This window comes from Microcoleus sp. w2-18bC1 (assembly GCF_036700365.1).
GTDB lineage: Bacteria > Cyanobacteriota > Cyanobacteriia > Cyanobacteriales > Microcoleaceae > Microcoleus.
The window spans coordinates 91,682-113,128 of record NZ_JAUBOS010000012.1 but is presented as its reverse complement, the minus strand read 5'-3'; the positions used below and the strand labels follow the sequence as shown (position 1 = coordinate 113,128).

Genomic DNA, 21,447 nt, shown 5'->3' with positions numbered 1-21,447 from the left:
GTGCAATCGTTTGGGAGTTTATTGTTGCCAAATCTATCTTCCTTTACCTCTGCTTGAATATCTGCGGAATGTGGGCTAAAATGTTTGAGGGATTGGCAAAATCCGCTTTTTGAAAAATACCTAAAATGTTTGTTGGATTGGCAAAATCCGCTTCAGGTGCAGGAATCTGTAACTACTACTAGATTCTTTCCTGATGAAGTAGATGCAGTACAAACATTTCGTGAAGGGGCAGTACGGCAAGTTTCAGTCAATGCCTATGAACGAGAGCCTAAAGCTCGGCAAAAATGTATTGATTATTACGGTTCAAGTTGCTATATTTGTGATTTCGATTTTGGCAAAACTTTTGGGCAACTGGGAAAAGGTTTCATTCATGTTCATCATCTAAGACCCCTTTCAGAAATTGCAGAAGAGTATGAAATTGATCCTATAAAAGATTTGCGTCCTGTTTGCCCAAATTGTCACGCTATGATTCATCGTCGTTCACCACCATTTAGTCTTGAAGAAATCCAGATGTTGTTGAAGTCTGCTCGTGGTTCTACTATCTAATATGTTTTGTTGACTTATTCTAACCGATAGTTTACAAAAATTAGATCCCCGATTTCTTCAAAAAGCGGGGATCTAATTTTTCTGTTTGACTCCAGATAGCACCTACCAGGAGTCAAATACATTACTTCGCAGCTTGACGCTCTTTTGCCGCCTTAATCACTTCTTCAGCGATGTTATTCGGACAAGGAGCATAGTGCGAGAAGGACATGGAAAACTGACCGCGGCCAGATGTCATAGTACGCAAATCGCTAATGTAACCAAACATTTCGCTCAACGGCACATCGGCCTTGATCCGTGCTCCTGTTTGGCTTGTTTCCTGAGATTTCATCATCCCCCGGCGGCGGTTGAGGTCGCCGATCACGTCGCCCATGTAATCATCTGGAGTGAATACATCGACATTCATAATCGGTTCGAGCAACTGAGGCGCGGCTTTAGGCAGAGACTGCCGATAGGCCGCTTTGGCAGCAATTTCAAAGGCCATTGCTGAGGAGTCAACGGGGTGGAAACCGCCTTCTAGAAGCGTGAATTTCAAGTCTAGGCAGGGGAATCCGGCCAAGACGCCTTTGTCGATGCAGCTTTCAAAGCCTTTTTCGACCGCTGGCCAATATTCTCTCGGTACGCTACCACCAGTCACTTTGGACTCAAACTGGAAGCCGCTTCCAGGCTCACCAGGCTCGATCACATAGCCGATTTTGGCAAATTGACCGGAACCACCTGATTGCTTTTTGTGGGTGTATTCGTCTTCGAGGCGCTTGGTAATCGACTCGCGGTAAGCCACTTGTGGTTCGCCGACTTCTACTTCGATGCCGTGGGTGCGCTTGAGAATGTCTACTTTGATGTCGAGGTGTAACTCGCCCATCCCCTTGAGAATCATTTCGCCGCTTTCTAGATCCGTCACCATGTGGAAGGATGGGTCTTCTTGCACCATTTTGGTGAGGGCTGCTCCCATTTTTTCTTCGCCGCCTTTTTGTTTCGGTTTGACCGAAATCGAAATAACGGGATCTGGGAATACCATCGGCTCTAGGGTGGCGGGATTTTTGGGGTCGCAGATGGTGTGTCCGGTGCGGACGTTTTTCATACCGACGATCGCCACAATGTCCCCTGCTTGGGCAGATTCAATTTCTTCGCGCGAGTTGGCGTGCATTTCCACCAAACGGCTGATGCGCTCGGTTTTGCCTGTGGCGGTGTTGAGTACGGTGTCGCCCTTGGACAACTTACCGGAGTACAGGCGCGTGAAGGTTAAAGCACCGTAGCGATCGTCCATGATCTTAAACGCCAGTGCCCGCAATGGTCTGTTGGGATCGACGATCGCAAACTCGCCGGTTTCCTCGCCATCGAGATCGACTTCTGGCTGCGGTGTGACTTCCATCGGGTTTGGCAGGTAGTCAACTACGGCATCTAGAACCAACTGCACGCCTTTGTTTTTAAACGATGAGCCGCAGTAGGTGGGGAAAAATGCCCGATCGCGAGTACCTTTGCGAATACAGCGCTTGAGGTCATCAATACTCGGTTCATTGCCTTCGAGATATTGTTCCATCAGAGCGTCGTCTTGCTCTACTGCCAGTTCGATCAACTGTTCGCGCCAAGTTTCGACATCATCGACCATATCGGCGGGGACATCTTTAATTTCGTAGTTCATCGGATCGCCCGAGTCATCCCAGATCCAGGCTTTGCGGGTCAGCAAATCGACTACGCCGCAAAACTTTTCTTCTATGCCGATCGGCAATACCATCACCATCGGTTTAGCTCCGAGGATTTTATCAACTTGCTTGACAACGCGGTAAAAATCTGCTCCGGTGCGATCGAGCTTATTGATGTAGATGACGCGAGCGACTTTGGAATCGTTAGCGTAGCGCCAGTTGGTTTCAGATTGCGGTTCAACTCCACCCGAACCGCAGAACACACCAATGCCACCATCAAGAACCTTCAAAGAACGGTAAACCTCGATCGTAAAATCGACGTGTCCCGGAGTATCAATGATGTTGAGCTGATGCTCGTTCCAGAAGCAGGTGGTAGCAGCGGATTGAATCGTAATACCGCGCTCTTGCTCCTGTTCCATGAAGTCAGTAGTCGCCGCGCCTTCGTGAACTTCACCAATTTTGTGGATTTTGCCTGTCAGTTTCAGGATTCTTTCTGTTGTGGTGGTCTTGCCAGCATCTACGTGGGCGAAGATGCCAATATTTCGATAACGAGTGAGATCTTTCATAATTACTGTTGAGATTAAATTCGACGAACCGTCGGCGACCACCTGCAAGCGTAACCAGCGAGGAATCAATGTTGCCTTAGGCGCCAGTACAGGCTAGATTTCCTTTCCCCTGTTTCTGGCAGAACTATCTTAATTTTGACACTTTCCCGTCATTCCTGCGAAGGATTTTTGGTTTAATCAGTACGGGAATCCTTACAATTCATAAAAATACCCTAGACCAAGGGAAAAATTTTCTGTGAAAGTTAGGTTGGGTTCAGAAAGTAGGTTGGGTTGAGGCAGGCGTACCCAACAAATTCGTGTTTTTGACGCTTCGCTCAACTTGATATTTTGCACCATTGTCAGCAAAACGGTATAAAGCGGGTTTTCCTGACAAAAACCCTAATATTTTACGTGACTTTGTGGCAAGAAACCCGCTTTCTGACATTAAATAGGTAGGTGCAAATAAATCAGCCTATGGGGAGAGGGTGCGTGAGTGCAGCAATAAACTGCCGGCTTTGATAGATATTCGCTTAACCCGACCATACAAAATATTATTAAAAACACCGTTGCTGCGTCCAGAAATATCTAAGTCAAAATCGACCCACTCATCATCCGCTGATATCTCCGCTCCAATTCATCCCGCACCACCGGCCACTGATTCAAACTTTCATCATTCTCAATTACCATTTGAGCCGCCGCCCTCGCCAACTCCAAAACCTCTTGATCCTCCACCAAACTCGCCAAAGCAAAATCAGGCAAACCCGACTGCCTAGTTCCCAAAACTTGGCCGGGTCCGCGCAATCTCATGTCCATTTCCGCAATAAAAAAGCCATCTTGAGATTGTTCTAAAACCTTCATTCTCTGCATGGCTTCCGCCGTTTTGGAACCGGGCATTAACAAACAATAAGAACGGTTGCTGCCCCGACCAACTCTACCCCGCAACTGGTGCAGTTGCGACAGTCCAAAACGCTCAGAATTTTCAATTAGCATTACCGTGGCATTCGGCACGTCTACTCCCACTTCGACGACAGTAGTAGATACTAAAATATCAGTTTCTTTGTCTCGAAACTTAGAAATTGCTTCATCTTTGTCAGCACTGCTCATTCTACCGTGCAGCAAACCCACCTTAAACTCAGGAAATACACTTTTTTCAAGTTTCTCTTTTTCCTCAATTGCCGATCGCACATCCAACTTTTCCGACTCCTCCACCAGCGGCAGCACCACATAAACTTGACGCCCGCTCGCCACTTCCCGCCGAATCAAATCGTAAGCTTGAATGCGTTCTTTGGCCGACAGTACAGTGGTTTGAATCGCCTGCCTGCCGGGGGGAAGTTCATCAATTTGACTTACATCTAAATCCCCGTGCAGCGTCAGCGCCAGCGTCCGGGGAATGGGAGTTGCCGTCATCGTCAAAACGTGGGGAGCTTCGCCTTTTTGCTGCAATTTAGCGCGCTGGTGCACACCGAATCTGTGCTGTTCGTCAATTACCGCCAAACCCAATTTATGGAAATTTACCGTATCTTGAATCAGCGCGTGAGTTCCCACTAAAACAGGCAATTCTCCGGTTTCTAACTGGTTGTGAATTTCGCGGCGCTTGGCTATTTTTGTCGAACCTGTTAACAGTTCAACAGACAAATGCATTAAGTTAAACCAACCTACCAATTTGCGGTAATGCTGTTCTGCTAAAACTTCTGTCGGTGCCATTAAAGCTGCTTGATAGCCGGATTGAATTGCTGCTAGCATTGCCACTACGGCGACTACGGTTTTGCCGGCGCCGACATCGCCTTGCACTAATCTGTTCATCGGTTGCGACGAAGCTAAATCGTTGAGGATGTCGTTAATTACTCTTTCCTGAGCATTAGTCAACGCAAAAGGCAATATTTCATAAAAATGTTCGATCAATTTACCGCTAGGAATGATGACTGCACTCGCTTGAGCTTTTCTTTGGGTTTGGCGGCGCTTTAAAAGTCCTAATTGCAGGTAGAAAAATTCGTCAAAAACTAAGCGGCGGCGGGCGGCGGCCAAACAATCTCGATCGAGCGGAAAGTGAATATTAGTCACGGCATCGGCTAAACCCATTAAACCGTAACGCTCGCGCAAATCCTCTGGTAGCGATTCTGGCAACATTTTCGCCGCCGGCATTGCCGCCAAAATCGATCGCCTCACCGAACCAGCATCCACTCCCTCCGTCAGCGGATAAACTGGTATCAGGCGGCCGACTTTCATTGATTCGATCGCACCGCCGGAGTCGTCTAATACTTCTAATTCAGGATTTTCTAAAGTAATTCCATATTTACCTTGCTTCACCAACCCGGAAGCTGCCAGCACCGCACCTGTACAATACTCGCGCTTTTTAAATTCTTGCCAGCCGCGATTACTGTAGCGAGGGCCTGCAAAAAAACGACTAATTTTTATCTCTCCGGTGCGGTCTTTTAAAATTACTTCTAATATGGTTAACTTCTTATTCTTCGGGCTAGAAAAGCAATTACAGCGCTTTACTTCGGCAATTAAGGTGACAGTTTCCCCGGCTATTAGCTCGCGAATTTGTACTTGCTTTGCATAGTCGATGTGGTTGCGGGGATAGTAGTAAAGCAAGTCATATACAGTGTATAAACCCAGTTTTAGCAAGCGGTTGCCGTTGGCGGGGCCGATGCCGGTGACGCGGGTTAACTGTTGGTCGAGAGTCAGGCTGGGCGGTGGGGGGGCTGTACTCAGGGGTACTGTTCGGGGAACGGAAAGTGTTGGGGCGGTTGGTTCAGAAGCGTTAGCGTTTGCGGGTCTGACTTGTGCTACTTGTTCTTGCTGGTGGCGACTTTCTTGTTCCCAAACTTGCTCCATTTGCCTCAAAAAACTGACCGTAATGGCGATCGAATGTTGGCGCTGTTCGAGATCTTTCTGAGGATAGATGTCAAATTCAGTGGCTAGTTGTCTGGCTCGATCGCGCGCCGAAGCAGCCACAGAACCTGCCAACTGTCTCAAACTCAGGCCCAGAAACTCGCTGAAGCGGTATTGACTGCCTTGGATGTCGTTAAATCCGCGATCGGCTTCTACTGAAAGAGCTTTTTGCAATCGCTGCCATTCGGGTTGATTATTAGTCATCAGTCATTAGTTATTAGTCATTAGTCATTGGTCATTGGTCATTAGTCATTAGTCGTTAGTCATTAGTCGTTAGTCATTAGTTATTAATCATAGCTCAAGAATTCCCGACAACTGACAACTGTCAACTGACAACTGACAACTGACAACTGACAATTATCAACTGACAACTGACAACTGACTAATCTTCAAACCAACTCGATCGCCAAGCCGACTCAGCCTCCACCACAGCGAGTTCCCGCTGCTTTTTCTGGTAATCGCGGCCCAGCGAGTTCAATTTTACAGACAGGTTACGAATTTGCTGGCGCCAAGCCGAGGTTCCCGCATCGGCAAACTCTATTTCCGATAGCCGCAGTTTAATCGCTGTAATGTGCAGCGCCCTACTACCAAAGGTTGCTGCCAATTTTCGCGATGCTGATGAGGCATCGGTTTCAATGATTAAGTTTAATAAGTTAGGCGGCCCGGCAACACTATCGCCGGAGGATTCAGCTTGAGAAGCAGCTTCTAGAACAGGTTCTGGCAATTGACTCGGCAAGATTCCCGACTGTTGCAGCAAGCGGTTGGTGTCGCGAGAAAGTAGCTTGAGTATATGGGCGATCGACTTTTCAATACTATTTTGCCAGCGTGCCAAACTTTCTGGGGAATTGGCACTTGGCAATTGATAATTTGCCAACGAAAATAGATAGTTAATGGCCGAAACTTGGTTTTTTTCCTTTTCGTCTTCTTCCTTGTCGTCTGCTTCGTCTGCTTCGTCTTCCTCTTCCTCTTCCTCTTCCTCTTCCTCGAAGTCGTCTTCGTCTTCTTCTTCCTCTTCCTCTTCCTCTTCCTCTTCCTCTATTTCTTCATCTGCTTGTGATTCAGTCACCAGCGATCGCAATTTTTCCTCCGACGCCGCAGCCAAAGCCTTTACAGACTGCTGCATTTTTTGCCGCCCCTCGAAGGACAACTTGAGAAACGACTCCGGTACTGCTTGAGTGCAAAGATGATAGCAAGCCAAAATTAACTGCTGCCGCACCGCTTGTCCCAACGCAGTTAAATAACCTTCGTAGGTACTGCGAAACTCCAAATTCAAGGCTGCTAAAGCCTCTTCGAGTCCTGCCAAATCTTGCTCTATTCTCTCTCTTGGTCGCACCATATCTCTCGTATAAAATTAAAATAAGCTAATCCACATTTAAATTCCATGGTCAAATAAATTTTCACTTTTGTGGCGTGGGCAGCAGATCCCGCCCTCAACAAAAAATTTAAATGCACAACAGCTTAAGACTTACGCAATTTTTCACTTTTTACGCTGTCTGTAGTAAGGTTTGCAGCGATCAGCCTACAAATATAGTCTGTCCATAAGTCCTGTAAAAATTAAAAATTAAAAATGCAAAAAATTGATTCTTCACATTTTTAATTTTTAATTCTCAATCTTAATTGGGATTATTGAACACCCATTTGGGCTGCCACTTCATCGGCAAAGTTAGCTTCTACCTTTTCAATGCCTTCGCCCAAGACAAAACGCACGAATCGGCGCACTTGGACATTTTCTCCAATTTGGGCGATCGTTTGTTTCACCAACTCTTCCACCGAGATATTCTGATCTTTAATAAAAGGCTGATCCATCAAAGATAACTCTTTCATGCGCTTCTCAATCCGCCCTAGAACAATCTTTTCTTTGATGTTCTCCGGCTTATTGCCCAAGTCATCTTTGCCCATTTCAATTGCCTTTTCTCTTTCGACAACTTCGGCGGGGATATCTTCAACTTTCACGTATTCCACATTTGGGCAAGCTGCAATTTGCATCGCAATATCCCGCACCAACTTTTGGAATTCTTCGCGGCGTGCCACAAAATCTGTTTCGCAGTTAACTTCCACCAGCACTCCCACGCGGCCGCCCGTGTGAATGTAGCTACCTACCAGTCCTTCTGAGGCAACTCGTCCACCTTTTTTACCTGCCGAAGCCAGACCTTTTTTCCGCAGCCACTCGATGGATGTTTCCATATTGCCTTCGTTTTCAACGAGGGCTTTTTTGCAGTCCATCATGCCCGCGCCAGTTTTTTCGCGCAGTTCTTTAACAAGTTTTGCAGATATGTCCGCCATCTTCTTTAAGTTCCCAATCAAAATTAGTTATTAGTCATTAGTCATCAGTCATTAGTCATCAGTCATTAGTCACTAATTTTAATGTTAATGATTAGACCAAAGTGAAGAAATACCCAGTGGATATTAGTACCGACTTTGTAGGTGTAGCGCCAGAATTAATTCTGGCCCTCACACAATGAATGCTTTTGCCAGATATCTACTAATGACTTAGACTCGTGCTAAGCAGTCGCCCATTTAAATTGTATATTCAGGGCGGCCGGGACGCCCACCCCACAAGACTTTAATCTTTTTTGACATACAATTTAAATGCAGACCAGCTTATGTACAATTAAAAATTAAAAATATCCAACTAAAAATAATAATAATAATTATTTTTAATTTTCAATCTTTAATTTTTAATTTCCTGGTGTCAGATTCCGAGGGCAATACTAGCTGTCGGTTTCTTCGCCCTCGGCTTCAGCGGCGTCGTCGGGATCTACATAATCGGGGTCATCCAATTCTTCGATTTCGACATCATATTCAGCGCCTTCGTAGCCACCTTCGTAGTCGTAGTCTTCCTCAGAGTCGCCGCCCTGCTGACCGTGACGACCTTCGTAGATGGCATCAGCCAACTTGCCGACAATCAGCTTGATCGATCGAATAGCATCGTCATTCGCCGGAATCGCAATGTCAACCAAATCCGGGTCGCAGTTGGTATCCAACAGAGAGACGATCGGAATTCCCAACTTTTGGCATTCCAACACCGCATTATACTCGCGGCGTTGGTCTACCAGCACCACTCCGTCGGGAATCTTCCGCATAGATTTAATCCCGCCCAGGTATTTCTGGAGTTTTGCCATTTCTCGGCGCAGTACCGAAGCTTCTTTTTTCGGCAGCAAATCGAGGGCGCCTATTTCCTCGCGGCGCTCCAAATCCTTGAGGCGCTCCACGCGGGACTTAATCGTCGTCCAGTTGGTGAGCATTCCCCCCAGCCAGCGCTGGTTGACGTAATAAGCACCGCAGCGTTGAGCTTCTTGGGCTACAATCCCGGCAGCTTGGCGCTTCGTACCCACGAACAAAAACTTTTTGCCTTTTTCTGAGGCAACTCTCATGTACTCGTAGGCGTCTTCCATAAGCTGAGCGGTTTGCACGAGGTCGATGATGTGAACCCCGTTGCGCTCTGTAAAAATGTATGGAGACATTTTCGGGTTCCACCGACGGGTTTGGTGTCCGAAGTGAACCCCTGACTCTAACATTTGAGCCAAACTGACTACTGGCATTGTATTTTTAACTCCTAATTCGGGTTAATCCTCCACCCGGTCGTATTTCTGAAGGTTTGCGCCCTAGAAACACCCGAAAACCCGGATGTGCGAATTTAAACAACTTTTCTAGTTTATCACAGCGCGCGCTACTTTTTCTGACAGTCTCATATCCGTAGGGTTGGCTTGGCACCCGGAGGTGAGATTTAGGGCGCGGGTTGGGTGCGGGGTACGCACGCTGCGGTTAAAGTTACTTGCAAGGGCTTCTTAAAAACAAAAAATCCAGGTACTAAGGTTGCCAAAGCCTTTGTTCGCTTGTGAGACAATGACGTTGTTGGTGCGCCTCTTGTGCGTTCTACCTTCGATCGAGCTGGTATCCATTTTTTTCGATCGCCAATTCAGTCAGCTTTAGTACCCTGCCCTCTCGATCCGCAAAAATCCCAAAGCTAAAAACGTCATGCCCATACCCATTCTCGTTCTGCTTGAAGTTCTAATTGTCATCGCACTTTCGAGACTTGTAGGTTTAGGATTTCGAGCGATAAAACAACCTCAAGTCATTGGAGAAATTGTAGCAGGAATTATGCTTGGGCCTTCTCTGTTTGGCTTAGTTGCACCAGATTTAGCAACAGCACTTTTTCCAGCCGAAGCCGTTCCCTTCCTCAACGTGCTATCTGAGGTGGGGCTAATATTTTTCATGTTTTTGATTGGTTTGGAACTGAATCCCAAGTATCTCAAAAGCAATTTAGATATAGCGATTTTAACTTCCCACGTCAGCATTCTAGTGCCGTTTTCACTGGGAAGCTTGCTCGCATTGCTGCTGTATCCCATCGTTTCAAATAATAGTGTTTCGTTTACAGCCTTTGCCCTATTTTTGGGCGCTGCCATGTCAATTACTGCCTTTCCGGTGCTGGCAAGAATTATTACAGAACACAACTTGCAGAATACAAAATTGGGGACACTGGCCCTAACTTGCGCTGCGGTAGATGACGTAACGGCGTGGTGTTTGTTAGCGGTGGCGATCGCAGTTACTCGTACTAATTCGATGATCGGTGCTTTGCCGACAATTATTGAGTCTTTAATTTACATTGGTTTCATGCTGACTGTAGTCCGCTGGTTCTTGCAGCGGCTTTCCAAACACTACAACCGCACTGGCAGATTAACACAGTTAGTGCTCTCCGGCATTTACATGGGAGTTTTAGCTTCTGCCTTAATTACTGAATTGATCGGCATTCATTTAATTTTCGGTGCATTTTTGCTGGGTGCTGCCATGCCGAAAAATGCGGGATTAACCAGAGAATTAGCTGAAAAAACCGAAGACTTTGTACTCATATTTCTGCTGCCCATATTTTTTGCTTATAGCGGATTGCGGACTCAAATCGGCTTGCTTAACAGCCCCGAATTGTGGCTGCTGTGCGCCGCAGTTTTGGGAGTGGCAATTATCGGCAAGTACGTTGGCACTTACGTTGCTGCTAGAGTTTGTGGCATCAGCAACCGCGAAGCTTCAGCCCTGGGATGGCTGATGAATACTCGCGGTTTGACTGAACTAATTGTGCTGAATATCGGTCTTTCATTGGGCGTAGTTTCGCCGCTGCTATTTACGATGTTAGTCATCATGGCTTTAGTGACAACTTTTATGACTTCGCCACTGTTGGAGTGGACTTATCCAAAACGGTTAATTAGGTTAGATATTTCCGAAGTAAACTCTGAGGATTCAGAATTAGAAAATTCACAAATGGCTGACAGCAGCGAAGAAACTGCTAACAAATTGCTGCCCACTTATCGAATTTTAGTACCTGTTGCCAATCCCAGCACGCAGAAAGGTTTACTGCGACTAGCGGTAGCGCTGGCGCAGCCGGCGGCTGGTATGGGTGGTGAGGATTTACAGTCGGCGGCGGTTCATCCTCTGAGTTTGATAGAATTAAATGATGACTATGCCTTTGAAAGTACGCCTGCGGAAGCCGATCGCATTATTCAAGAACGTCGCTCGAAATTATCAGAATTGATTGATAGTTTGGAACTGTCTGAGGCGCGAAAATTTGTACATCCCATCATTCGGGTTACTAATGATGTAGCCAGGGAGACGGCACAAATTGCGGAAATAGATCGCGCGGATTTGATTTTAGTAGGGTGGCACAGACCTACTTTTAGCAGCAACCGTTTGGGAGGACGTGTCGGCCAAATTCTCAGCAACGCTAAGGTGGATGTAGCAATTTTTGTTGACCGAGGCCGGGAAAGGTTGAATAACTTGTTAGTACCTTACGCGGCAAACATTCACGATGATTTGGGTTTAGAATTGGCGCTGAGACTGTTAGTTAATAGCGAGGAACGCCGTTTGACGGTGCTGCGGGTGGCGGTTGACGGGGAAGCTGAAAACGAGCTCAGTTACGATTTTCAGCGAGTGATGGAGCAGTTACCAGTTGAGGTACGATCGCGAATTGAAACTCCGATTGTGGAGGCTGCTGAGCCAATTCAAGCAGTGGTGGCGGCTTCTGCTAATGCTGATTTGACTATTGCAGGTACGAGTCGGGAGTGGGGAATTGAGCGCCAAACTTTGGGACAGTATACTGATGAATTGGCTGTGCAGTGTCATTCTTCGCTGCTGATTGCGCGGTGCTACGTTAAAGTGCGATCGCACTTGGCATCGGTACTTCCTCAAAGGTAGTCAGTTGACTGTTGACTGTTGACTGTTGACTGTTGGTTATTTGTGAGTTAATACCAATGCCCGCTGCCCAATTCCCAATTCCCAATTCCCAATTCCCAATTCCCAATTCCCAATTCCCAATTATTAATTACCAAGATTATGAATCATTTAAGCCTCAAATCGCTGGCATTTTATGGGGTTGCGATCGGCTCAGTTGCACTGCTGTTTAAAGTAGTAACTGCTTATGGGGAAACAAATTTAAAGGCGGCCCCGGCAATTGCGGGCAATTATCGCTTCGATCCTCAAAGTTTGCCCGAATGTCTGAAATCTGATGTTTTGGTATTGACAATCGAGCAATCGGGTGTTTATTTGAGCGGTAATTTGCGATCGGGCAGCAGGGAGGGCAGGGAAAAAACAGCCGAAGAGAAACCTTCTCTATTTGGTAAGTGGGAAACTCAAGGATTGAACTTGTCGGGTGCGGTTCCTAATTTAGCTGGTTGCAGCGACTCCACAGCAACCGGTCAAAACAGTTCTGTTAAAATGCGCGGAATTGTGGAGCAAGAAACCCTCAAGGGAAAAATTAGTCTAACTGATAAGGCGGCGGCTACTGATTTTACGGCTCAAAGAGAAGCGGCGGTGCAACCCCAAAAGCCTGAACATTGATTGATTCTAATAGAAAATTAAGAAAGGGGAAATGGGTAATTCTTTGTCGCTTTCTGACCGAAAGCATCCAGGATACAAGCCGCCGGATTCATCCGTCCAGAAATAAAAAACCTGTATCCGATGAAACTTGCCCCCCGAATTTATCCGTGCGGTCAATGCTTCAATCTAAAATCTAAAATCTAAAATCTAAAATCGATTGACTCTTCCCTTCACCCTTGGCGAAGCAAGGAATCACAAAGCGGCGGCGGGGGTGGGGGAGTGGGCGATCGAACTCCGGCCGCCGGAGCTCGCCTGTGACGGTCGGTTGCTGCTAAATTAGAAAATATACGTAAAAGTAAATGATAAAAATAAAGTATCCCAGAGAAGTTCTTGGTTGAGAATTTGTCTTGCTCAAGACCCCCCGTGCCCGTATAGTTTGTTTGGAATGGATGTTGCCGTGATATTAATGCCGTCAGAAACTTCGCTTACCCAGTCAAACCCGTTAATTTTAGACAGTTTGCCAGACTTGTCGCCCTCCGATGGGGGATGTCCCCGCCGAGCCAGATTGCAAATTGACTTGATGTTGCTGGCGATCGAAGCCTTGTATCTCGGAGGTGCGGAAGAAATGCTGGCTGTGTCAAAGGACCTGGAATTGGAATCAATTATCAAAAATCGGGTTGCCCTTTGGCTGATGCGTAATACTAACCCGCTGAGACGCTACACGCAGCGCCGCTCCCTTACGATGGTGGAGGCAAAAGCGCTGGTGGCGATCGCCTGCAATATGGCACGCAAGTTAACCGCGACAATTCGGCAGTTGCTGCTAGATTCGCAGCAGTTGCGATCGAAAAATATCCCCCTCAACCAGCACTTGCCGCTGGCCGAGTATTTAGAACGCTTTCGAGCTCACTTTCGATCGCGCATGAACCCCAAGCGATCGCTAGTTGCAGCTTACGATTCCGATGACAAGCTCAACGAACTAGCTTTGAACTTGTTGAGCAAACTGCTATTTTGTACAGGCACAGCCGGAATGCAGCGCTTCTGGGTTAGCCTGTTTGATGGAGAAGTTGAATAAAAAATGACTATTAGGCGTCAGTACAGTCTGCCAAATTGCACCCTGGTTCTAGAAGGGTTGAGCGATGGATCGGCAGCCAGCCAGTTAGATATACGGCCGGTGCTTTCCATATTAATGAGCGCTGAATGCTATGTTACAGGTCTTGGCGAACCCCTAAGCGGGGGACGAGACTTTTTTGAAAGCTTGGTGAGGGCCGTCAGCAGCTACGCTCAAGAATTTATGAGCGGAGTGCATTATCCCGATCGCTACGGCCCGAATGTGGGTATGGTGCAGTTACACAGAATTGACGGGAATGTGCATCGGTTGACCGTTCTACCCGCCTCCACAGGCAGCGCCACCCAAATCGATCAAAAAACAGAACTGTCGGCAAAAGTTGATTTGACGACGGTACAGCTATTTGACTTGGTAGAGGCGATCGATCAGTTTTTTGCAGACACGCAGACGCTGCCGGAATTGTCCCTGCAATTAACCCCAATTTCCAGGCGTTATATCAAGTCTGCCGAACCTTTGGCGAAGCGGACTTTACCTGCTGTGGTGGGGGTGTCGAGTTTGGCTTTGGCGGCGATGGCGTTTTTCTTGGTGCCGGTGCCGGAAGTCCAGCGCCAGAGAGATCCGGTGCCGCAGCCCAATCCAGCGGGCCAGAATCAGGGGACGCCGAATCCGGGCGGATCGGGTTCGCCTAATCCCAATCCCACGCCCCCTGCTGACGGTTTGCTGCCTGGGACTCAAACTCCGAATGCTGGATCGAGTTCGACGACTCCGAGCCCCGCGCCGCAGCCGGACGCTTCACCGTTGGCCACACCGCAGTCGAGCACTTCACCGGAAAGCACGCCCAGCCCTGTTGCTGAAGGTTTGGCAAGCCCAGATGTGGCAGCCCTGCCAATTACCGATCCAGGGGAAATTGACCTGTTGAGGGGCAAACTTTCCCAGCAAATTGATGGAGTTGTGAAGGATAAGCCTCCGGTTGATGCGGAGTTGGTTTATCGGGTGAGTGTGGCCCCAGACGGGGCGATTGTCGGTTACAAGCCGGAAAATTCGGCAGCAGTTGATCGATCCGAAACGCCGTTGTCGGAGTTGCTTTACAAACCCATTGGCACAAGGCCCCCTGCGGAACCGCTGGCTGATTTCCGGGTAGTTTTGGCACCAGACGGCAAAGTTCAAGTCACTCCTTGGTAATAGTTGATTGTTGACTGTTAACGGTTAAGTGTTGACTGTTAACGGTTGACTGTTGACTGATACCAAATCCCGATTAAATTCTCCCTCAATCTCTTAGTCTGCGGAGGCAGACTTGGTTTTTATAGTAGCGATTTCAATCGCCGAATCATCTACAACAAATCGATTGCTGATTCAAAGCCTTGTCGGTGCGATCGGCTCAATATCTGGGTCAAATCCTCCGACTTGATTTGTGCGAATTATCCACAAAAATGCTCCCTGTTTTAATAAAACTTTGGCGATTTCATCTTGGGTGCGCCTCGGCAACATTGTTCGGTAACTAATAGCAGCTTTTATCAGGGTTGCTATACCAGCAAAAAAGGTTTTTTTCAGTTCAGAATCAATCCCCGCTAATCTCGAATTTTTTCGCCAATCTGGACGAACAATACCGAGGGGCATTAATACTGTTTCTAAACTTTCTCCTAATGCTACTAACTGGTGAAATCTTTGGGTTTGTGCGTCCGTCGGATGTGTTTTCAACCAGTCTTGAATCTGAGGATTTGACTCTATTTCGGAAGTGATTTTTTTAATTGTCGCGTAAATTGCCTGACTTGAATCTTGGACGCAAGAAGTTGCTGGGGTGACTAAACTTGCACCGGTGCCGTCTCCGCTGCGGTAGCGGGCCATCATGATATCTAGTTGCTGGTTTAATTCGGTTAAAGGCGACAAGGTTATCCCGTCAAAATCGTAGTCGCAACACACGCAGTCTAATTTACAGATGATATCACAAACCGGGCGATCGCCCAACCAGCCGCGCTGCAAGTCTCCCATGTAGCTTTGCCATTTGCTGGAACCTGCGACAATTCCGTCGGGATTGTGGGCGTAAACTTGTTTGTATTCTATGTCAAAACGCAGTTCGCTGGTAAAGCGATCGCGCACTACTTTTGCTACTCCGAAAGCAAAATGTCCGGTGACAATTCCCAGCGGTGGCTGTTCGCCTTTTTTCCCGCCGATACCCCCGAAACTGTGAATCACTATCCCGATATCTCCTTCTTGCCAAGGAGAGATGGAAGCGTTTTCTGTAGCATCATTCGGGGTTAACAATACTCTTCTTGCTTGCCCTTTTTGGGCTGGTGTATTTTCCCAATTTTTACTGTTTAAATAAGCTAGAGATTTTTTCAGCCCTAAATGTGTTTCATCTGGTGTTAATTGGGCAATTTTGCGGGGTTCGATTGCCTGCACTACAAATATACTGTCTTCGTCTCTTTCGCCGTAAATGTACCAGCCGTCTGGATTTAAGGGGGATTGTTCGATCAGGTGATTGGTAAACCTCGCTACGCCATTTTTGTCTGGCTGTACTTGTGGAATCCGAATAATTTCGGCGGCGCCGTCAAATTGTTGAGATGTTTTGTTGAAATGCCGGACAATAAATTTGTCGCTGTCGGGTTCTTTTCGCTGTAAAATTGATATTAAGGCGCAGAAACGTCCGATAATTTGTACTGGCTCGCGATCGATCGTGAGTTCCTGGCGATCGCTGCTGCTATAATTAATCGCAATCACCGGCCTGCGTAGCATCACAGTCACGCTGTCTTCAAGTCTGCTACCTGCTAGAGTTTCTAAAGGGCCGACATTTCGCCAGCCGTTCAATCTCTCTGGATGGATATTGCCAGATTTTTGACTTTTTTTAGTTTCTTGTGTGAAGTTTATATCTTGACTGACTGCGTGGACAAAAAACTGTACTTCGCGATTTGTACTCCATTTCAAAAATGCTGTTTTTCCAATGAAATTTTTATATTTTTTGGGGGCATTTATTACTTCAAAAAAAACCGTACCGTAAGGCTGGCGCTGTTCGTTTAATGGCAAAATTAACCGCCCGTGCCAAAGGGCTATCGGCTTGTAAAGATAGGCAACTGATGCTGAATTTTCGCAGATTATCTCCGGCTCAAAATCTATTGAAATATCGCTTTTTTCTCCAAAAATAGTAGCAGTTAAATTGCCGTCACTTTCTACAAATCGGGGTTCTAAAAAAACCTTTTCAGGTCGTGAAAAATTAGCGGTTAAATGACCAGTATTTTTTGTGGTCGAGCGTCTAAAGAGGTGAGATTTCTCGAATTTTGCTTGCAACCAATTTAGGAAAATGCGAATAAAAATAAATGCTGTTAAACCAAACACAACAGCTAAAATAATCAGCCCCAAGGTCAAAATGAATTGGTTGAAAGACTGACCTGATACTAAAAAAAATGTTGGCCAGATCAAAGAAAATGCCGCCATAATATCTAAAAACGAGTTTTAGGTTCGATCCAGTCTGTGCTGGCTTGACTGCCGAAAACTAGGGGTTTGTCCTCGGTGACAGGTACCGTTTGCCCTGTCATATCCACTGCACACAGAGGCCAAGATCGATCGCCCAAATTGCCGGCGCGGAACAGAACTTTTCCGGGACAAACTTGACTCCAACCCAACAATACAGCATGAGTGTAAAGACTGCGAGCGGGAGCAACGGTATAAGTATAATTATCATTTTTGTCCCAAATGACACCGTAGTCGGACATATCGGAAGAGTTGAAAAGTGCTTCAAATTCGCGGGCGAGAATGCGGGAACCGTCTTGATTCCAAGAAACAGGCACTAAAATGGCGATCGTCCCGGACATATCTGTATCATCGCTAGCATACATCCCACTTTCGGCTAGTGGCGAAGCAGCCGCCACTGTTTGCAGTTCCCCGGTTTTGAGATTTTCCACAAACATGACGCTGCTAACCCGACACCGGGAGAATTCCGGCTGTACTTGCAACTCAATTCGACTGTAAGCTGCGTATTGGCCGTTAGTTGATACTAGGGATGGACTGCGATAATAGCGGAGGCCTGTGCCGGCAGTGGAGCTCACTTTAGCATGAGTGGCACTAATCCATTCCCAAGGAACGGGATAAGGGCTATTTAAAGGGTCAGTCATCGGTTTTTTTTCCAAAAGTTTTACTGAATTATCCAACAGATTCAGGCTTGCAGGCAACGGATTAGACACCCGGTTTCTGCCTCGATGCTTCGCCACCAAACCCCAGATTTATAGAAACCGGGTTGATTTTTTAGATTTTAGATTGGAGGATAAATCTCAAATCTCAAATCTCAAATTTCAAATCGGATAGGTAAGATAGTATCGAAATTAATCTGGTATGTACACTGAGAGGGATGAAATATGACGCGATCTTTTAACCAAAAACCTTCAATCCCCCCCACTCGCGTCTCCAAGTCGCCGGGAAAAGGTTTGCTTGTACTGTCGCTGATTTTTCGACTGCTGCTGCTGGGGGTGGGCAGCGGTTTTGCGTGGGTTTTGGGGATGGCGATCGCTCAAATTTATCCGTCAGGCGCGACGGAAATGCCGGTGGCAGAGAGATTGCTGCGTGTAACTCAAAATTTGACCTCCACCCCGAAACGCGCCCCAGCAACGCCAATTCCGGCGCTTCCGCCACCAACCGCTACACCAACTCCCCAGTCAAAAGTTAGTCCTGCCCAGAGAGAGAAATTGCAGTCGGATTTGAGACAGTTGCAGGGCGAACTCAACGCGCTGATTGGTCGGACGGCGGCTTTGGAGAGTCAGTTGGGCAGCAGCCGCCCGACGGAAACTTTGGAAAAGCGTTTGCAGTTGATGTCGCGGGAATTGGCGGCGCCGGAAACGGCGGCAAGTCTTGCCCCTGCTTTACCGGCGATCGGCAGCAGCCCCAGTCTGAACCCTGAAACGGTTAATACTGCGCCACAGAATGCCAATAATCCGGTGTTTGGGGGGGATGGGCTGATGGTGACTCTGCCCAGCGATGTTTTGTTTGATACTGGCAGCATTTCTTTGCGCGCGGGAACTAATGCGATTTTGGACAATTTGGTGGCGGAGTTGGGCAATCATGAGGGGGCAACTGTGCGGGTTGCGGGCCACACTGACGACGCGGGGGAAGCGGCGGACAATCGCAATGTGTCGTTTGCGCGGGCTCAGGCGGTGGTGCAGTATTTGTCTGGTGTACTCGGTCAGAAGTATCATTGGGTGGCGATCGGCTATGGAGAAAGTAGCCCTTCGGTGGATAATAGTTCTGATACTAATCGGCAGCGCAACCGCCGCATTGAAGTGGCAATTAGTCCTTAGTCAGCGGACTTGTGGATACTAGATTTATTGCATGAATCTTTGATTGATAGTCAACCGCAGATGTCAGGCAGATAAACACGGATAAACGCAGATATTTTCCACAGAGGTGAGCGAATGCTGGCAATTGGAGTCTACTGTGTTGAATTCTCAAGGCGTAAGCTGCTATCACGCTGAAGGTGTCAGAGGTGGCAAGTCAGAATTATTTTTAGCCTGATCTATTGCCTCTCGATGTTCGCTCCTAAGTTTGGGTTTTAAATACAAGTTTTCAATCAAAGCTGCCACTCCCGCAAACCAAGGCGGCACAATTACGGCCCCAATGATTCCTAATACTTGAACGCCTCCCAACACAGACAGCAATTGATATAAAGGATGCACACCAACCGATGAACCAACCAGCAAAGGATCGAGGACGTAAGTTTCTAAATTCTGGATGATTACAAATAATAGTAATACCCACAAAAGTACCCAGCCACCTTTAGCTAATGCTACGATTAATGCTGGTACTGCTCCTAACACTGGGCCGATGAAGGGAATCAAGTTGGTAACACCTGCGATCGCACCCAAGCCTAAAGCAAATTCCGGCATTCCCAAAATGCTCAAACCTGTGGTAATAAATATCCCTAAAATGCCCGAAACTAACACTCGCCCGCGAATATAACTCCCCATTCTTTGACCGATGGGCGCGGCTTGTGCGGCTAATCTTGTGTCCCAAGGTTTAGGAAAAAATTGCACCAAACTTTTGATTAATGTGTCGCTGTCGGCAACCATATAACCTGAAATAAATAATGCTAAAACTAGGCTGAAGAAACCGCCTAGAATGCCTCTTGTTAAACTGTACGATCGCAAAACCAGTTGTTGACTCGATCGAATCAGCCAATTAGTCAGCGATTGAGTGTCCACCAACTGACCCACCAGGGTTGGGGCATCGTCGGTGAGGCGACTCAATACATTAGTTGCCACAGTTCGCAAACTTTCGACATAAACTGGTAGCTGCCGCAGCAGTAACTCTATTTGTTCGATTACCGTGGGCCCGATTAACACTACCGTCCCGCTAAATCCGCCGATGAGAGTTAAATAAACCATAATCACCGCCAGCCAGCGGGGAACCCGCATCGTTTGGGCCCAATTAACGATCGGGACGATCGAAGCCGCCAGCACAACTGATATCATTAGAATTACTAGCAGGCTCCGCAATTGCCACAGCAACACTAGGAGTAAGGACGATGCTACAATTAGCAGCAAGTTAGGTAAAGAAATGGTAATCCGCTGTTCTGACATGATTAAGTAATCAAGGTTTGTATTGGCGCTTATGTCATCCCGCAGGGCGGGTTTATTTATATTCTCATTTGCCCAATCTATGTCGGGTAAAACCCGTACCTACTCATATTATAATAAAAAGTAACATTGGTTCAAAAAAAAATAAGATGCAACCGCCATATTCAACCCAAGATTTCTCCACCCTTTCGCCTATAAAATCACCAACGCTGTTTTACGAATGGCAAAATTATCGCTGTGCTTATGAAATTTATAACCCAACTACTGCGACAGAAGATAGCATCCCTTTGTTATTAATTCATCCGATAGGAGTTGGTTTGTCAAGAATCTTTTGGCATAGATTTTGTGATAGTTGGTACAAAGCAGGCAACACTAATCCGATTTATAATCCCGACCTTTTGGGCTGCGGCGATTGCGAAATGCCGGCTGTGGCTTGCTATCCAGACGATTGGGCCGGACAGTTGCAGTATTTCTTGGAAACTGTAGTCAAAAAACCTGCGATCGTACTCGTGCAAGGTGCTTTACTGTCTGTAGGCTTGGCTTTAGCAAAAATTCAGCAGGAAAGTGGCTCCAATTTCATTCGTGGCTTAGTTCTCGCAGGACCTCCAGCTTGGGCTGTGATGAACAAACATTCGACAGAAAGACAGCAAAGAATTGTCTGGAATTTATTAGGTTCTCCCTTGGGAAATGCTTTTTACCGCTACGCCAGACGCGCTGAGTTTTTGCGTTCTTTTTCTGTGAAACAACTGTTTGGCGATGCGACAAAAGTTGACAGCGAATGGTTGGATTCTTTGCAGGCTGGGGCGGCGAATCCTGACAGCCGGCACGCGGTTTTCTCGTTTTTAGCGGGGTTTTGGCGCCAGGATTATAGCGGTACGATTCAAAAGTTCGATCGCCCCGCACTCATTGTGATGGGAGAAAAAGCCTCAAGCATCAGTCAAGCGGGTAAGGAAGAGAAACCGGATGAAAGATTAGCGCAATATTTGGCTAACTTTTCCAATGCGGAAGGTTTATTAATGCCGGGGCGCAATGTTTTGCCCTATGAATCCACCGCAGAATTTGTCGCGGCTGTTGCCGAATTTGTGGATAAGTTAAAGCGGATATAACTTTTCCACGACTAAGCTAAACTTAAACAAAAGTGTACTCAACTCGGTCTTGTCATGAGCTATCGCAACATCATTACGATCGAACCAGGTAAACGCGGTGGAAAGCCTTGCATCAGGCGAATGCGAATTAGCGTGTATGATGTGTTGGGTTGGCTAGCAGCGGGAATGTCTCACGCTGAGATTCTAGACGATTTTCCTGAGTTGACGGAGGAAGACATTAGAGCGTGTTTAGAATTCGCCGCTGACCGAGAACGCTGTCTGATTGCTGTTGTAGGTGGCACTTGAAAC

17 protein-coding genes are annotated in these 21,447 nt (G+C 47.0%); 9 read left to right on the top strand and 8 right to left on the bottom strand.

From position 1 onward, the window contains the following. Nucleotides 1–84: 84 nt before the first annotated feature. Nucleotides 85–546, top strand: coding sequence for an HNH endonuclease (locus QT979_RS10345; protein WP_333309654.1), 462 nt, complete (start codon nt 85–87; stop codon nt 544–546). Nucleotides 547–667: 121 nt separating this feature from the next. Here QT979_RS10345 and fusA read toward each other — a convergent pair whose 3' ends face one another. The 5 genes from fusA to rpsB form a co-directional block, all read right to left on the bottom strand. Further along, nucleotides 668–2,752 (bottom strand): elongation factor G, encoded by a 2,085-nt coding sequence (gene fusA / locus QT979_RS10340; protein WP_333309650.1) that lies wholly within the window; start codon nt 2,750–2,752, stop codon nt 668–670. A 564-nt stretch (nt 2,753–3,316) separates the two neighbouring features. After that, nucleotides 3,317–5,830 (bottom strand): ATP-dependent DNA helicase RecG, encoded by a 2,514-nt coding sequence (gene recG, locus QT979_RS10335; protein ID WP_333213974.1) that lies wholly within the window; start codon nt 5,828–5,830, stop codon nt 3,317–3,319. A 178-nt stretch (nt 5,831–6,008) separates the two neighbouring features. Beyond that, on the bottom strand, nt 6,009–6,962 hold the full coding sequence (locus QT979_RS10330; protein WP_333309647.1) for a hypothetical protein: 954 nt from the start codon (nt 6,960–6,962) through the stop codon (nt 6,009–6,011). Nucleotides 6,963–7,249: 287 nt separating this feature from the next. Continuing rightward, nucleotides 7,250–7,909 carry a translation elongation factor Ts gene (gene tsf, locus QT979_RS10325; protein ID WP_006635114.1) on the bottom strand — a complete coding sequence of 220 codons (660 nt, stop codon included), beginning with the start codon at nt 7,907–7,909 and terminating at the stop codon, nt 7,250–7,252. 428 nt (nt 7,910–8,337) lie between these two features. After that, nucleotides 8,338–9,168, bottom strand: a complete 831-nt coding sequence (gene rpsB, locus QT979_RS10320) for a 30S ribosomal protein S2 (protein ID WP_333309645.1) — start codon at nt 9,166–9,168, stop codon at nt 8,338–8,340. A gap of 436 nt (nt 9,169–9,604) precedes the next feature. Between rpsB and QT979_RS10315 the strand changes: the two genes are divergently transcribed. From QT979_RS10315 to QT979_RS10295, 5 genes are all read left to right on the top strand, one after another. Next, complete coding sequence (locus QT979_RS10315) at nt 9,605–11,809, top strand: cation:proton antiporter domain-containing protein (protein WP_333213980.1); 2,205 nt, start codon at nt 9,605–9,607, stop codon at nt 11,807–11,809. A gap of 138 nt (nt 11,810–11,947) precedes the next feature. Beyond that, nucleotides 11,948–12,451 carry a hypothetical protein gene (locus QT979_RS10310; RefSeq protein WP_333213982.1) on the top strand — a complete coding sequence of 168 codons (504 nt, stop codon included), beginning with the start codon at nt 11,948–11,950 and terminating at the stop codon, nt 12,449–12,451. Between the two features lie 196 nt (nt 12,452–12,647). Next, on the top strand, nt 12,648–12,770 hold the full coding sequence (locus QT979_RS10305; RefSeq protein WP_333213984.1) for a hypothetical protein: 123 nt from the start codon (nt 12,648–12,650) through the stop codon (nt 12,768–12,770). Nucleotides 12,771–12,875: 105 nt separating this feature from the next. Continuing rightward, the gene (locus tag QT979_RS10300; protein ID WP_333081936.1) at nt 12,876–13,502 is read left to right on the top strand and encodes a DUF3038 domain-containing protein; all 627 of its coding nucleotides are present in this window, start codon (nt 12,876–12,878) and stop codon (nt 13,500–13,502) included. Nucleotides 13,503–13,505: 3 nt separating this feature from the next. Beyond that, nucleotides 13,506–14,678: a DUF4335 domain-containing protein gene (locus tag QT979_RS10295; protein WP_333309641.1), complete on the top strand. Its 1,173-nt coding sequence runs from the start codon at nt 13,506–13,508 to the stop codon at nt 14,676–14,678. A 171-nt stretch (nt 14,679–14,849) separates the two neighbouring features. On the opposite strand, the gene QT979_RS10290 is transcribed toward QT979_RS10295, so the two are convergent. Together QT979_RS10290 and QT979_RS10285 are read right to left on the bottom strand one after the other, a co-directional pair. Next, nucleotides 14,850–16,925 (bottom strand): abortive infection protein, encoded by a 2,076-nt coding sequence (locus QT979_RS10290; RefSeq protein WP_333309638.1) that lies wholly within the window; start codon nt 16,923–16,925, stop codon nt 14,850–14,852. A 5-nt stretch (nt 16,926–16,930) separates the two neighbouring features. After that, on the bottom strand, nt 16,931–17,602 hold the full coding sequence (locus QT979_RS10285) for a hypothetical protein (protein ID WP_333213990.1): 672 nt from the start codon (nt 17,600–17,602) through the stop codon (nt 16,931–16,933). 240 nt (nt 17,603–17,842) lie between these two features. Here QT979_RS10285 and QT979_RS10280 point away from each other — a divergent pair, with 240 nt between their 5' ends. Further along, entirely contained in the window at nt 17,843–18,778 is a 936-nt protein-coding gene (locus tag QT979_RS10280) for an OmpA family protein (protein WP_333309634.1), read from the top strand. 165 nt (nt 18,779–18,943) lie between these two features. Here the strand turns inward: QT979_RS10280 and QT979_RS10275 are convergent, their stop codons facing one another. Continuing rightward, a complete protein-coding gene (locus QT979_RS10275; protein WP_333213993.1) occupies nt 18,944–20,056 on the bottom strand; it encodes an AI-2E family transporter in 1,113 nt (370 codons plus the stop codon). 146 nt (nt 20,057–20,202) lie between these two features. On the opposite strand from QT979_RS10275, the gene QT979_RS10270 reads away from it, so the two are divergent. Next, the gene (locus tag QT979_RS10270; protein WP_333309631.1) at nt 20,203–21,159 is read left to right on the top strand and encodes an alpha/beta fold hydrolase; all 957 of its coding nucleotides are present in this window, start codon (nt 20,203–20,205) and stop codon (nt 21,157–21,159) included. A gap of 54 nt (nt 21,160–21,213) precedes the next feature. Next, a complete protein-coding gene (locus QT979_RS10265; RefSeq protein WP_333213996.1) occupies nt 21,214–21,444 on the top strand; it encodes a DUF433 domain-containing protein in 231 nt (76 codons plus the stop codon). The last annotated feature ends 3 nt before the right edge of the window (nt 21,445–21,447 follow it).

Bases quoted from the DNA above. Each gene is read 5' to 3' on its own strand.
- fusA (WP_333309650.1), bottom strand. From the start codon at position 2,752: ATGAAAGATCTCACTCGTTATCGAAATATTGGCATCTTCGCCCACGTA.
- recG (WP_333213974.1), bottom strand. From the start codon at position 5,830: ATGACTAATAATCAACCCGAATGGCAGCGATTGCAAAAAGCTCTTTCA.
- QT979_RS10330 (WP_333309647.1), bottom strand. From the start codon at position 6,962: ATGGTGCGACCAAGAGAGAGAATAGAGCAAGATTTGGCAGGACTCGAA.
- tsf (WP_006635114.1), bottom strand. From the start codon at position 7,909: ATGGCGGACATATCTGCAAAACTTGTTAAAGAACTGCGCGAAAAAACT.
- rpsB (WP_333309645.1), bottom strand. From the start codon at position 9,168: ATGCCAGTAGTCAGTTTGGCTCAAATGTTAGAGTCAGGGGTTCACTTC.
- QT979_RS10315 (WP_333213980.1), top strand. From the start codon at position 9,605: ATGCCCATACCCATTCTCGTTCTGCTTGAAGTTCTAATTGTCATCGCA.
- QT979_RS10310 (WP_333213982.1), top strand. From the start codon at position 11,948: ATGAATCATTTAAGCCTCAAATCGCTGGCATTTTATGGGGTTGCGATC.
- QT979_RS10300 (WP_333081936.1), top strand. From the start codon at position 12,876: ATGGATGTTGCCGTGATATTAATGCCGTCAGAAACTTCGCTTACCCAG.
- QT979_RS10295 (WP_333309641.1), top strand. From the start codon at position 13,506: ATGACTATTAGGCGTCAGTACAGTCTGCCAAATTGCACCCTGGTTCTA.
- QT979_RS10290 (WP_333309638.1), bottom strand. From the start codon at position 16,925: ATGGCGGCATTTTCTTTGATCTGGCCAACATTTTTTTTAGTATCAGGT.
- QT979_RS10285 (WP_333213990.1), bottom strand. From the start codon at position 17,602: ATGACTGACCCTTTAAATAGCCCTTATCCCGTTCCTTGGGAATGGATT.
- QT979_RS10280 (WP_333309634.1), top strand. From the start codon at position 17,843: ATGACGCGATCTTTTAACCAAAAACCTTCAATCCCCCCCACTCGCGTC.
- QT979_RS10275 (WP_333213993.1), bottom strand. From the start codon at position 20,056: ATGTCAGAACAGCGGATTACCATTTCTTTACCTAACTTGCTGCTAATT.
- QT979_RS10270 (WP_333309631.1), top strand. From the start codon at position 20,203: ATGCAACCGCCATATTCAACCCAAGATTTCTCCACCCTTTCGCCTATA.
- QT979_RS10265 (WP_333213996.1), top strand. From the start codon at position 21,214: ATGAGCTATCGCAACATCATTACGATCGAACCAGGTAAACGCGGTGGA.